The 11,993-nt window shown below is 69.6% G+C and carries 10 protein-coding genes; 7 read left to right on the forward strand and 3 right to left on the reverse strand.

Features of this window, described 5'->3' with window-relative positions:
- Nucleotides 1-25 precede the first annotated feature (25 nt).
- Nucleotides 26-730, forward strand: a complete 705-nt coding sequence (locus AC1RAD_RS19455) for a glutathione S-transferase N-terminal domain-containing protein (protein ID WP_492736687.1) — start codon at nt 26-28, stop codon at nt 728-730.
- A gap of 17 nt (nt 731-747) precedes the next feature.
- On the opposite strand, the gene AC1RAD_RS19460 is transcribed toward AC1RAD_RS19455, so the two are convergent.
- The 3 genes from AC1RAD_RS19460 to AC1RAD_RS19470 all read right to left on the reverse strand — a co-directional run bounded on the left by AC1RAD_RS19460 (nt 748) and on the right by AC1RAD_RS19470 (nt 4,071).
- Nucleotides 748-1,998: a glutamate carboxypeptidase gene (locus AC1RAD_RS19460; RefSeq protein WP_492736689.1), complete on the reverse strand. Its 1,251-nt coding sequence runs from the start codon at nt 1,996-1,998 to the stop codon at nt 748-750.
- Nucleotides 1,999-2,072: 74 nt separating this feature from the next.
- Nucleotides 2,073-3,752 carry a cyclic peptide export ABC transporter gene (locus tag AC1RAD_RS19465; protein WP_492736691.1) on the reverse strand — a complete coding sequence of 560 codons (1,680 nt, stop codon included), beginning with the start codon at nt 3,750-3,752 and terminating at the stop codon, nt 2,073-2,075.
- Nucleotides 3,753-3,837: 85 nt separating this feature from the next.
- Entirely contained in the window at nt 3,838-4,071 is a 234-nt protein-coding gene (locus AC1RAD_RS19470; protein WP_070062443.1) for a hypothetical protein, read from the reverse strand.
- Between the two features lie 162 nt (nt 4,072-4,233).
- Here AC1RAD_RS19470 and fhuF point away from each other — a divergent pair, with 162 nt between their 5' ends.
- The 6 genes from fhuF to AC1RAD_RS19500 all read left to right on the forward strand — a co-directional run bounded on the left by fhuF (nt 4,234) and on the right by AC1RAD_RS19500 (nt 11,917).
- Nucleotides 4,234-5,019: a siderophore-iron reductase FhuF gene (gene fhuF, locus AC1RAD_RS19475; RefSeq protein WP_492736693.1), complete on the forward strand. Its 786-nt coding sequence runs from the start codon at nt 4,234-4,236 to the stop codon at nt 5,017-5,019.
- A 68-nt stretch (nt 5,020-5,087) separates the two neighbouring features.
- Nucleotides 5,088-6,194, forward strand: a complete 1,107-nt coding sequence (locus AC1RAD_RS19480) for a GNAT family N-acetyltransferase (protein WP_492736695.1) — start codon at nt 5,088-5,090, stop codon at nt 6,192-6,194.
- A complete protein-coding gene (locus tag AC1RAD_RS19485; RefSeq protein ID WP_070062440.1) occupies nt 6,181-7,500 on the forward strand; it encodes a lysine N(6)-hydroxylase/L-ornithine N(5)-oxygenase family protein in 1,320 nt (439 codons plus the stop codon). Before AC1RAD_RS19480 ends, AC1RAD_RS19485 begins: the two co-directional genes overlap by 14 nt.
- A gap of 160 nt (nt 7,501-7,660) precedes the next feature.
- Nucleotides 7,661-8,239, forward strand: a complete 579-nt coding sequence (locus tag AC1RAD_RS19490; RefSeq protein WP_070062439.1) for an RNA polymerase sigma factor — start codon at nt 7,661-7,663, stop codon at nt 8,237-8,239.
- Nucleotides 8,236-9,264 (forward strand): FecR family protein, encoded by a 1,029-nt coding sequence (locus AC1RAD_RS19495; RefSeq protein ID WP_492736696.1) that lies wholly within the window; start codon nt 8,236-8,238, stop codon nt 9,262-9,264. The genes AC1RAD_RS19490 and AC1RAD_RS19495 overlap by 4 nt, the downstream gene beginning before the upstream one ends.
- A gap of 205 nt (nt 9,265-9,469) precedes the next feature.
- Nucleotides 9,470-11,917: a TonB-dependent siderophore receptor gene (locus AC1RAD_RS19500; RefSeq protein ID WP_492736698.1), complete on the forward strand. Its 2,448-nt coding sequence runs from the start codon at nt 9,470-9,472 to the stop codon at nt 11,915-11,917.
- Nucleotides 11,918-11,993: the final 76 nt, after the last annotated feature.

The following is an 11,993-nucleotide window of genomic DNA, read 5'->3' on the forward strand; positions in this document are numbered from 1 at the left end:
CGCCCCTATTCCAAGGACTTTCCCCATGACCGATCTCTCGCACTTCCCCATCACGAAGAAATGGCCCGCGCAGCACCCCGAGCGCCTGCAGCTGTACTCACTGCCCACGCCCAACGGCGTGAAGGTGTCGATCCTGCTGGAGGAGACCGGCCTGCCCTACGAGCCGCACCTCGTGAGCTTCGAGACCCAGGACCAGATGTCGCCGGAGTTTTTGTCGCTCAACCCGAACAACAAGATCCCCGCCATCCTCGACCCCAACGGCCCGGGCGGCCAGCCGCTGGCGCTGTTCGAATCGGGCGCCATCCTGCTGTACATCGCAGAAAAGACCGGCCAGTTCATCCCGAAGGATGCGGCGGCCCGCTACGAGACCATCCAGTGGGTGATGTTCCAGATGGGCGGCATCGGCCCGATGTTCGGCCAGCTCGGTTTCTTCAACAAGTTCGCCGGCAAAGACTACGAAGACAAGCGCCCGCGCGACCGCTACGTGGCCGAATCGAAGCGCCTGCTCGGCGTACTCGACAAGCACCTTGCCGACCGCACCTGGATCATGGGTGACACGTACACCATCGCCGACATCGCCACCTTCCCTTGGGTGCGCAACCTGATCGGCTTCTATGAGGCCGGCGACCTCGTGGGCTTCAGCGAGTTCAAGAACGTGGCGCGCGTGCTCGAGGCCTTCGTGGCGCGGCCGGCCGTGGTGAAGGGCCTGGGCATTCCGAAGCGGGGCTGAGGCCCCGACAACAGCCCCTAGTTCGCGCTCAGGTCCATGAGCATCCGCGACAGCAGATAAAGCCGCGGCACCACGCTCTCGACCTCGGCGTATTCCTCCGGCGTGTGGATACCGCCACCCACGATGCCGAAGCCATCGAGCACCGGCACGCCGACACCGGCCACGAGGCTCGCGTCGGCGGCACCGCCGCTGCTCTCGATGGTGAGCTTCTTGCCGATCTCGCCGTAGATGCCCTCGGCCATGCGCACCAGCTTGTCCGATGCGGGCGAGCGCGGCATCGGCGGCAGGCCGCGCACGAGGCGCACGCGCACCTCGGTCTCGGGGATGAGCTTGTTCTGCGCGATGCGCGTCAAATCTTTCTCGACGCGGTCGAGCTCCTCGGGCGTGGCGGCGCGCACGTCGCCCTTGGCGCTGGCCGACGCGGGAATCACGTTGGTCGGTCCGTGGGCCGTGAGCACCGTGAAGTTGACCGTGGTCTTCTTGGCCGCATCGGCCACCTTCGACAACTGCAGCACCTGGTGCGCGACTTCCATGGCCGCGTTGCGGCCCGCCTCGGGCGCGACGCCCGCATGCGACGCGAGCCCCTTCACCTCGATGAGCGCCGTGGCCGAGCCCTTGCGCTCGACCACGAGGCCGTCCGCCGGGCGGCCCGGCTCGAGGTTCAGCGCCACGTCGTGCTGCTTGGCCACGCGCTCGATGAGCGCGCTGGTGCCGACCGAGCCCGTCTCTTCGTTGGTGTCGATCAGGAAGGTGATCTGGCCGTAGTCCTTGAAACCGATCTTCTGCAGGATCTTCAGCGCCTGCAGGCCGGCCACGACACCGCCCTTGTTGTCCATCACGCCGGGGCCGTAGGCGCGGCCGTCCTTGATGTAGAAGGGCTTGCCCGCGGCCGTGCCGTCCTTGAACACGGTGTCGATGTGGGCCAGGATGAGGATCTTCTTCTTGCCCTGGCCGGTCAGCGTCGCGACCAGGTTGGTGCCCGGGTGCGGCTCGGCGGGAAAGCTCTCGATGCGCGCGTCGAGCTTGCGCAGTTCGTCCGCGACCATCTCGCGCACCTTGGCCAGCCCTTCGGTGTTGGTCGAGCCGGAGTCGATGTTGACCATGCGCTCCAGCAGCTGCAGCGTTTCGTCCTTTTGCTGCGTGGCGGCGTCGAGCACGCCCTGGTGCGGCTTCTGGGCCAAGGCGTTGGCGGCGAGCAAGGCGCTGGCCAGCACGGCGCTTTGGCAGGCGGCGCGCGTCCATGAACGCGGGGTGGAGCGAAGGTGCATGAGGAAGCCTGTTCTTTCTGTTGTGGAGGTTCGGTCGAAGCGAACCCCACACTAGCACCCGCTTCGCGAACGGGTCAAGCCGCGAGGCTCGGCGCCGGCGCCTCGGTGGCCTGCGCGATGCGCCCGGCCTTCATGTGGACGATGCGGTCGGCCACATGAAAGTAGCGGTCGTCGTGCGAGATGACCACCAGCGAGTGCCCCTTGGCGCGCAGCTCGGGCAGCAGCTCGGTGTAGAACAGATGGCGAAAGGCCGGGTCCTGGTCGGCGGCCCATTCGTCGAACACCAGCACCGGCCGGCCTTCGAGGTAGGCATGCACCAGCGCCAGCCGCTTGCGCTGGCCGGTCGAGAGGTCGGTGGTGCTGAAGGCGCCGTCTTTCACCAACACCTTGTGCGCGATCTCCAGCCGTTGCAGGTAGGGCAAGGCGGTTTCGGGCAGCGCCTGGTGGCCGCCCTCTTCGCCGGCCACGAGGTCTTCGAACAGATAGAAGTCCGAGAACACGGTGGTGAAGAGCTGGCGGTAGTCGTCGCGCGTCTCGGGCGTCACGGCCTTGCCGTCGAGCAGCAGCTCGCCCGCCACCGGCGCGTAGAGGCCCAGCAGCAGCTTGATGAGCGTGGTCTTGCCCGAGCCGTTGTCGCCGACGACGAAGACGATCTCGCGGCGGCCGATGCGCAGATCCACCGGGCCGAGCACGAAGGGCTCCGCGCCCTCCACCGCCGGGAACGCATAGCGCGCGCCGCGCAGCTCGATGGCGTCGTGCAGCACCGGCGTGGCGGGCGGCGCGTGCAGGTCCAGGTGCGGCTCGGGCGTGGCGAAGCGGGCCGACAGGTCACCGATGCGCTCGAAGGCCACCTTCGCGCGCCCCAGGTGCGGCAGCGCCGCCACCACCTGGTCGAGCGGCCCCTTCAAAAACAGCAGCACCAGCACGAAGCCGCTGAGCACGACCGGCGCGGTGTCGCGGAATGCGGCCCAGCCGAGGATGAGTGCAATCAGCAGAAAGAACAGCGCCGAGCCGAAGGACGAGGCCAGCACGAAGATGTTGATGGCGCGGCGGTTGATGTCGTGGATGCGCTCGACCGTGTGCGCCACCTGCTGCTCGTACACCTTGGCGCGGCGCGCGCGGTGCATGCGCAGCTCCTTCGCGCCTTCGCTGATACCGCGGTAGGCCTTGTGCAGCGCCTCTTCCTGCTCGCGCGCCTTGAAGAAGCCCGAGATGCCGCGCGCATGCGCCAGGCTCTGCACGGTGATGCCCACGAGCAGCGCCCCCAGCAACAGGCCGAACAGCGGCGGCGAAAGCCACGCCAGGTAACCCAGGCAACCAAGGGAAACGGCCAGCGCGATCATGGTCGAGGCCATCATGAAGGCCACGTCGCTGATCATGTCGACGTCCTGCGTGAGCACGGGCATCAGGCGGTGCATGCGGTAACGCTCGAGCGCATCGATCGGCGCCGCGAGGATCTTCAGCGCCAGGCTCTTGCGCACTTGCGCCACGAGCCGCTGGCCGACCACGTTGTTCGACATGTCGGAGGTGGCGCGCCCGACCAGCGCCACCACGCACAGGCCGATGAAGGTCAGCAGCAGCCCGCCGGCCAGGCCGCCGGGGCGATGCAGCACCTGGTTGATGGTCGCCAGCAGCGCGACGGTCGCGATGCCCGCGCCGATGCCGGTCACGGTCGACAGCGCGATCCACGGGAAGTAGGGCCGCAACAGCCGGACGAGTTCGGACGCGGGGGCGCTGGCGGGTGTGAGGTTCATGCGGCGGACGGTTCGTTGCAAAGGGAGACGGGCTCCCTGCAATGACGTTCGGCGGGCCTGCTTGTTTAGCAGGAAGGCGCAGCGCCTATTGCAGCAGCGGCTGCGCCCCCGCCTCGCGCGCAGCCTCCACCACCGAGGCGCCGGCCAGCGCCCACAGCGTCAGGGCCTCGTCGAGCGCGCGCACGTGGCTCGGGTCCTGGCCGAGCCAGGCCACGAGCTGCTCGGCGCGCTCGGGCGACGGTGCGTCGTGCAGCTCGCGAAAGAGCCGCCAGGCCATGCTGAAGGCCGGATCGGAGGGACGGTGTCTCGGGAAGCTCATGGGGATTCGCACGCCTGCACTGCTGTCGATGAGTGAGTAGACGCTCCGTGGGGCAGGCTGTTTAGGCGCGGGGCCTGCGCGGACTAAATTTCCGGCCCGCCGGCGCGTCTTCTGCTGCATGCCTGTGCGCCTTCTTCTTCACGCCACCTTCGGCCCCGCCCCGTGATCCCGCTGCTCGCGCCGATCTTCCAGGGCGAGTGGGCGCCCTACGGCGAAACGCTGGCCTGCGCCCCGCGCCCGCCGCCCGACGCCGTGCGCGTGGCCGATCTGCTGGCCGACCCGCCGCGCCTGCTGGCGCTGCTGCGCCTGAAGGCGCGCATGCTGAACATGCCGGAGCGCGACCTGCGCGCGGTCGCGTCCGCCTGGAGCATGAACTACCTTCACGCGCTGCTGCCGCCCGTGGCCGCCGCGGCGAGCCTGCTGCAGCACGGCTTTCCGGTCACGCCCGAGCAGGTCTGGGTCAGCCTCGATGATGCAGACGGCGACCCGGAGTGCTTCCACATCACCGACCTGGGCACGCCGCGCCCCGACACCGACACGGCGGCGCGCTACGACGTGCTGCTGTGGACGCACCTCGCGCCCCTGTTCGCGCTGCTGACGCAGCTCACGCGGCTGGCGCCCAAGATCCTGTGGGGCAACGCCGCGCGCTACCTCGAGCCGGTGCTGGAAGAAGGCCTGCGCATGAGCGGCCAGGCGCCCGCCGTGGCCGCCGACCTCGACCACCTGCTGCACCGCCCGACCTGGCCGCAACCGTGCGGCCAGGCGCGCGACAACCCGATGTGCATGCCCGCGCGCCGCGGCGTGCGCGTGGCCGATCGCAGCGCGCCGCCGGTCGCGCTGCACCGCCAGTGCTGCCTCTACTACCTCGTGCCGCGGCTGGGCTACTGCGGCGCGTGCCCACTCTCGCCCGAGTTCGAGCGGGAGCGCTGCGCAAGCACCGCCGACTAAACATCCGGCCGCAGCCCGCGTCTTCCTTCTGCATCCCACACATCGACCACACCCCGGAGGTTTTGCTTTTGACCGCCCACGACACTGCATGGCGCTTTCACGCGCATCCCGAAGGCCGGGTGCTGGACGTCCGGCTGGAAGGCACCGTGCTCAAGGTGACGCCGCACGACGGCGACCGCCACGGCAGCACCTGGGCCCTGCGCGCGCAGCCCGGCACGCCGCGCCTCGAATGGCTGGGCGCGTGCGCGGGCGAGCCTGACGAAGCGCACCTGCTGGCGGCGATCGAGGCGGCCTTCCAGCGCCACCCGGCCGCGCGCCACTTGGCGCTGCAATCGCCATTGCCGAGCGGCACGCGACTCGTGGACGCGGGCATCGTCACGCCGGCCGAGGGCGCGCTGCCCACGGTCGCGCGCGAAGCCTTCTGGCAATGGCCGCGCGCCTGGCTGCCGCAGCCGCGCGAGCCCTTCGCGCAGCGCTTCGTCGTCACGCAGGGCAAGCGCCATCCGCTGCGCCCCGCCAAGCCGCAGGGCACGGTGTACCGCCGCCACATCCCGTGGCTGGGTAAGACGCTCACGCTCGACACGGTCGACATCGAACGCGACCTGCCTGCTTTCCATCGCTGGATGAACGATCCCGTGGTCGCCCATTTCTGGGAAGAGGAAGGCGACCTCGCGCGCCACCGCCAGTACCTGGAAGGCATCGCGGCCGACCCGCGCGTGACCGGCCTCGTCGGCCGCTTCGATGGCGAGGCCTTCGGCTACTTCGAGGCCTACTGGGCCAGGGAAGACCGCATCGCACCGTTCTACGACGCGGCCGACCACGACCGCGGCTGGCATGCGCTGGTGGGCGAGGCGCGCTTTCGCGGCAAGCCCTTTCTCACCGCCTGGATGCCGTCGGTGTCGCACTACCTGTTCCTGGACGACCCGCGCACGCAGCGCCTGGTGATCGAGCCGCGCGCCGACAACGAAAAAATGATCCGGAGCCTGGGCCGCTGCGGCTACGCCCATGTGAAGGAGTTCGACTTTCCGCACAAGCGCGCCCTGCTGGGCGTGCTGTGGCGCGAGCGTTTCTTCGGCGAGGCGCTGTGGATTCCGCGCGCCGACCCCACCGCCGCTTCGCCGGCCCCGGCTCGTCGACACGAGCCATCCCTGGAGGACATCCATGCAAATCCATGACCTGATCGGCGTCGGCTTCGGCCCGTCCAACATCGCACTGGCCATCGCGCTCGACGAGAAGCGCCAGAAGGGCCACTTCGTCGATGCGCTGTTCATCGAGAAGCAGCCGGGCTTCGTCTGGCACCGCAACATGCTGCTGGACAACGCGCACATGCAGATCTCGTTCCTGAAGGACCTGGCCACGCTGCGCAATCCGTCGAGCCGCTTCACCTTCCTGAACTACCTGCACGAAAAGCAGCGCCTGCAGGACTTCATCAACCTCAAGACCTTCTTCCCGAGCCGCCACGAGTTCAACGACTACCTGGGCTGGGCCGCGGCGCAGTTCGAGGACCGCTGCGCCTACGGCGAGGCCGTGTTCGAGGTGGTGCCCGAGATGAAGGGCAACGAGGTCTCGCTGCTGCGCGTGCGCTCGCGCGACGCCAACGGCGCGGTGCGGGAGCGCCTGGCGCGCAACCTGGTGGTGAGCGTAGGCGGCGTGGCGAACATCCCGGCGCGCTTCCAGCCCCTGCGCGACGACGGCCGCGTGTTCCATTCGAGCACCTACCTGGAGGCCATTGCCCGCCATCCCGGCGCCGACCGCATCGCCATCGTGGGCGCGGGCCAGAGCGCGGCCGAGATCTTCATGGACCTGCAGTCGCACCCGGCCAAGCCGCAGGTCGACCTGATCATGCGGGCGCGCTCCATCAAGCCCTCGGACGACAGCCCGTTCGTGAACGAGATCTTCAACACCGACTTCACCGACTTCGTGTTCAACCGCTCGGTGAACGAGCGCGCCGAGCTGCTCGAGGAGTTCTGGCACACCAACTACGCCGCGCCCGACCTGGAGCTGATCCAGCAGATCTTCAACGTGTTCTACCGCCAGCGCGTGGCCGGCTCGACGCGCCACAGCTTCCTGCGGCGGCACGAGGTGTCGGCCGTGCGGGCCGCGCAGGACGGCATCCACCTGTCGCTGCACGACCTGAACACCGGCGCGCGCCACGACAAGGCCTACGACGCCGTGGTGCTCGCCACCGGCTACGCGCGCGACGCGCACCGCACGCTGCTGGCGCCGCTGGCGCCCTACCTGGGCGATTTTTCGGTCGACCGCGACTACCGCGTGCAGGGCACGCCGGCGCTGCGCCCGGGCATCTTCCTGCAGGGCGCCTGCGAGACCAGCCATGGCCTGAGCGACACGCTGCTGTCGGTCACCGCCATCCGCTCCGACGAGATCGGCCAGGCGCTGCTGAACGCCACGCCGCGGCACACCGCGCAGGCGCCGCAGGCCCCCGCCGCGGAGCGCCCCGCCCACGCTGCGCCCGTGGTCTAGCCACGGAAACGCAAGGCTTCGGTGCTACACTCAATAAGAATAGTTCTTATTCACCCCATCCCCGGGGTCACCGAAGCCAGCGCCCTCGCCTCCTCTTCACCGGCGCGCACCAGCCATCGGCCCAGGGGTCCTTTGTCGATGCTTGCGAGAAGGCGACCGGATGCGCGACCTCGTCCAGGAACTTGTGTCTCACTACGCGGACTTGCGCCGGCAGCTCACGCGCGACCTGCGCGATCCGCACCATGCGGCCGACATCGCGCAGTCCAGCTTCGAGCGCGTGTACACGCACACCCTCGGCCTGCGTGACGGCGCCGCCATCGAGTCGCCGCGCGCCCTGCTGTTCCGCGTGGCGCGCAACCTGTGCATCGACGAAGCGCGCCACCGCAAGGTCGCGCAGGAGTGGGCCGTCTCGCATGCCGTCGTGGGCACGCACCTTACGGCTCCCTCGTCCGAATACGTCGTGGCCCAGCACCGCGTGCTGCGCCGCGTGGTGGAAACCATGGAACAGCTGCCGCCGCGCCGGCGCGAGGTGTTCCTGCTGTTCCGCGCCTACGGCCATTCGCGCGCCGAGATCGCGCAGCGCCTGGGCATCACCGAGATGGCGGTCGCCAAGCACCTGCTGCGCGCCACCATCGACTGCTCGCGCGTGTTCGCCGAGCTGCGCCATGAACTGATCGAGCCGCAGGCGGTGAACAGCCACGCCGGTTTCGACACCGCACTGGCCGAAGACTTTTCATGAGCCGTGCGGCCACAGCGGTCGTTCCGCGTGAACGGCTGATCGAACGCGCGCTCGCGCTCATCGTCGAGGACGAGATCGCGCCGCCGAGCCCGGCCGCCAACAGCGCCCGGCTCGCGCTCGACCAGTGGCGCACCCGCTCGCCCGAACACGCCGCCGCCGTGCGCGAGGCGCGCGAGCGCTGGAACGCGCTGGGCGGCATGGCCGACGATCTGCGCGCGCACTTCGACGAACCCGTGCCCGCACCGGCCCCACGCAACCCCTCGCGCCGCAAGATGCTGCTGTCGGTCGCCGGGCTGCTCGGCGCCGGCGTGGTCGCGGGGCGCGGCGTGCAGTGGTACTGGCAGCAGCCCGTGTTCCAGGCGACGTACCGCACACCGAACGCGCGGATGCTCAAGGTCACGCTGGCCGATGCCGCCGATGCCTCGGCCGGCAGCCGCCTCGACCTGGCGCCCCAGAGCGCCGTCGACGTCACGCTCTACCGCCGCCGCCGCATGATCGACATGGCACGCGGCGAGGTCCGCTTCGACGTGGCGCCCGACGCCGAGCGGCCCTTCGTGGTGCGCACGCGCGAGGCGATCATCGAAGTCGTCGGCACCGCCTTCACCGTGCGCGACCGCGGCGGCCCGATCACCGTGGGCGTCGAGCACGGCCATGTGCGCGTGCAGGTGCTGCGCCAGGCCGGCACCGAACGCAGCGGCGAAGTGGTCGACCTGCGCGCCGGCGACATGCTCGAGGTGCGCGACGGCCACGCCGACCCGGTGCGCCAGGCCGACACCGCCGCCCTCTCGGCCTGGCGCGACGGCTGGCTGGTGTTCGACAACACGCCGCTGGGCGACGCGCTGGCCGCGGTCAACAGCTACCGCAGCGCGCCCATCGTCGGCGCCGACGCCCGCATCGACGCGATGCGGCTCTCGGGGCGCTTTCGCACCAACGACTCGGCCGGCCTGCTCGACGCGCTGCCGGCCATCCTGCCGCTGGTGGCGGTGGCCCGGCCCGACGGCAGCGTGCGCCTGCAGGCGCGCTGACCCGGGTGCGCCCGCCGGCGCGCCGCTCCCTTTTCCCGCTCGTTTTCGGCCCGCATCGACGCGGCGGCCGATGCCTTGTCACAGGCCTGTCTCTCTTTTTCGAGTTCAAACGTCTTACATCCAGAAGCACCCCGCATCCGATCGACGGCTGCGGCGCGCCCCCGTTTTCATGCCGCACCGATTTATTTGTCTGGAGCCTTCACCCATGCGTTTCTCGCCTCGCCACCGACTCCTGAGCGCCGCGCTTGCCGCCGCCTTCGGAACCGCCCTTGCCAGCTGGAGCGGCCTTGCCGCCGCCCAGGGCGCCGACCAGGCCGCCGCGCCAGCGCGCGACATCAACGTGCCCGCCCAGCCGCTGGGCGCCGCGCTCAACGAGCTGTCGCGCCAGACCGGCGTCCAGGTGCTCGCCGCCGGTGACGTGGTCTCGGGCCTGGCCGCACCGGCGGTGTCGGGCCGCCTGAGCTTCCAGCAGGCGCTCGACCGCCTGCTGGCCAGCAGCGGCCTCGTGGCGGTGCGCAACGGCCCCACGCGCGTCACCATCCAGCGCCAGAGCACGGCCGGCGCATCCACGCTGCCGGCCGTGACCGTGGCCGCGCAGGCCACCACCGACGGCACCACCGAAGGCACGGGCTCGTACACCACGCGCGCCGCCGCCGGTGCCACGCGCATGGACCTGTCGCTGCGCGAGACGCCGCAGTCGGTCAGCGTCATCGGCCGCCAGCAAATCGACGACCAGAACCTCGTCACCCTCGAAGACGTGCTGCGCCAGACGCCCGGCATCGTGGCCGACCGCAACGACGAGCGCGTGACCTTCTCCTCGCGCGGCTTCGCCCTGAGCACCATGATCGACGGCGTGCCCACGCTGGGCTTCAACAGCGTGGCCGGCGAGTCGAGCATGATCAGCACCGCCTTCTACGACCGCGTCGAAGTGATCCGCGGCGCGGCTGGCCTGCTCAACGGCGTGGGCTCGCCTGGCGGCGCCATCAACCTCGTGCGCAAGCGCCCGACCTCCGAATTCGCCGGCCACATCTCGGGCGGCATCGGCAGCTGGAGCCGCTACAACGCGGAGATCGACGTGGGCGGCCCCCTCAACGCCGACGGCACCGTGCGCGGCCGCTTCATGGCCTCGCGCACCGACGGCAAGAGCTTCATCGAGAACAAGAAGCGCAGCGAGGACGCGCTGTACGGCATTCTCGAAGTCGACCTCGCGGCGGGCTCGCGCCTGTCGGTGGGCTTCGAGCACCAGAAGACCGCCATCGACGGCGCCAACTACGGCCAGAGCCCGCTGTTCTTCAGCAACGGCCAGCGCACCAACCTGCCGCGCTCGTTCAACTCCAGCGCGCCGTGGAGCTACTGGGACATGTACTCCGACAAGCTGTTCGCCAACCTCGACCAGCGCCTGGGCGCGGGCTGGCAGCTCAAGGTGGACGCCAGCTACCTCAAGAGCAAGCGCGAGCGCGCCTCGGGCGACCTGAGCATCTACCGCGCGATCAACGCGCGCACCGGCGCCTCCACCATCGACATCCGCGAGAACCCCGCCGAAGGTGCCAACAAGGCCCTCGACGTGCACCTGAAGGGCCCGTTCGAGGCTTTCGGCCAGACGCACGAGGCCGTGGTGGGCATGAGCTACAACACCTACGACGCCACGGTCTACACGCGCGGCGCCGTGCCGCGCATGATCGACCGCCGGCCGCTGAACTTCTACCAGCTGCAGAGCTTCCCCGAGCCGACCTCCTTCTCGTACCCGCTGTACACGGCGCCGCTGAACACCACCGAGAAAGCCATCTACGCCTCGACCCGCCTGAAGCTGGCCGAGCCGCTGTCGCTCATCGTCGGCGCGCGCGGCACCTGGTACAAGTCCGACGCGTCCACGCTCGACTGGACCACCTGGCGGCGCACCGGCGTGAGTTCGATGCGCGAGAACGGCGTGGTCACGCCCTACCTGGGCGTGGTGTTCGACGTGAGCAAGGAACTCTCGCTGTACGGCAGCTACACCGACATCTTCCAGCCCAACACGGTGCGCGACCGCAACAACTCGCTCATCGCACCGCAGCGCGGCAAGAACATCGAGCTGGGCCTGAAGGGCGAGCACTTCGGCGGCAAGCTCAACACCAGCGCCGCGATCTTCAAGACGCGCGAGACCAACCTGGCCGTGATCGACACCGGCGCCGGCTCGCTGCTGCCCGACGGCGGCATTCCGTACCGCGCGGTGCAGGGCGCCAAGAGCAAGGGCTTCGAGCTCACCGCCGCCGGCGAAGTGCTGCCGGGCCTGCAGATGCTCGCGGGCTACACCTACCACGCCAAGCGCGACGCCGACGGCGTGCTGCTGAACCCGCAGTACCCGCGCCGCCTGTTCCGCGTGGCCACCAGCTACCGCCTGCCGGGTGAGTGGAGCAAGCTCACCGTCGGCGGCAGCGTGAGCTACCAGAGCGGCATCTACTACGACGAGTTCAACGAACTCGGCCGCGCCTCGCAAGGCGGCCTGACGCTGTTCGGCCTGATGGCGCGCTACGACATCAACAACCGCCTGAGCGCCTCGCTGCACATCGAGAACCTGGGCGACAAGCGCTACTACAACGGCCTGGGCGCCTACAACGGCTACACGCAGGGCAACCCGCGCAACGCCTGGCTGAAGCTCAGCTACAAGCTCTGACACCAGCGAAATGAAATAGGGCGGCACCGGCAGAAGGGTGCCCTTGACGCACGACCCGGCTGCCGGGTCGTGCGTT

This window comes from Variovorax sp. GW823-FHT04B03, assembly GCF_058796495.1.

Bases quoted from the DNA above. Each gene is read 5' to 3' on its own strand.
- AC1RAD_RS19485 (WP_070062440.1), top strand. From the start codon at position 6,181: ATGCAAATCCATGACCTGATCGGCGTCGGCTTCGGCCCGTCCAACATC.
- AC1RAD_RS19470 (WP_070062443.1), bottom strand. From the start codon at position 4,071: ATGAGCTTCCCGAGACACCGTCCCTCCGATCCGGCCTTCAGCATGGCC.
- AC1RAD_RS19460 (WP_492736689.1), bottom strand. From the start codon at position 1,998: ATGCACCTTCGCTCCACCCCGCGTTCATGGACGCGCGCCGCCTGCCAA.
- AC1RAD_RS19465 (WP_492736691.1), bottom strand. From the start codon at position 3,752: ATGAACCTCACACCCGCCAGCGCCCCCGCGTCCGAACTCGTCCGGCTG.
- AC1RAD_RS19455 (WP_492736687.1), top strand. From the start codon at position 26: ATGACCGATCTCTCGCACTTCCCCATCACGAAGAAATGGCCCGCGCAG.
- AC1RAD_RS19495 (WP_492736696.1), top strand. From the start codon at position 8,236: ATGAGCCGTGCGGCCACAGCGGTCGTTCCGCGTGAACGGCTGATCGAA.
- AC1RAD_RS19490 (WP_070062439.1), top strand. From the start codon at position 7,661: ATGCGCGACCTCGTCCAGGAACTTGTGTCTCACTACGCGGACTTGCGC.
- AC1RAD_RS19500 (WP_492736698.1), top strand. From the start codon at position 9,470: ATGCGTTTCTCGCCTCGCCACCGACTCCTGAGCGCCGCGCTTGCCGCC.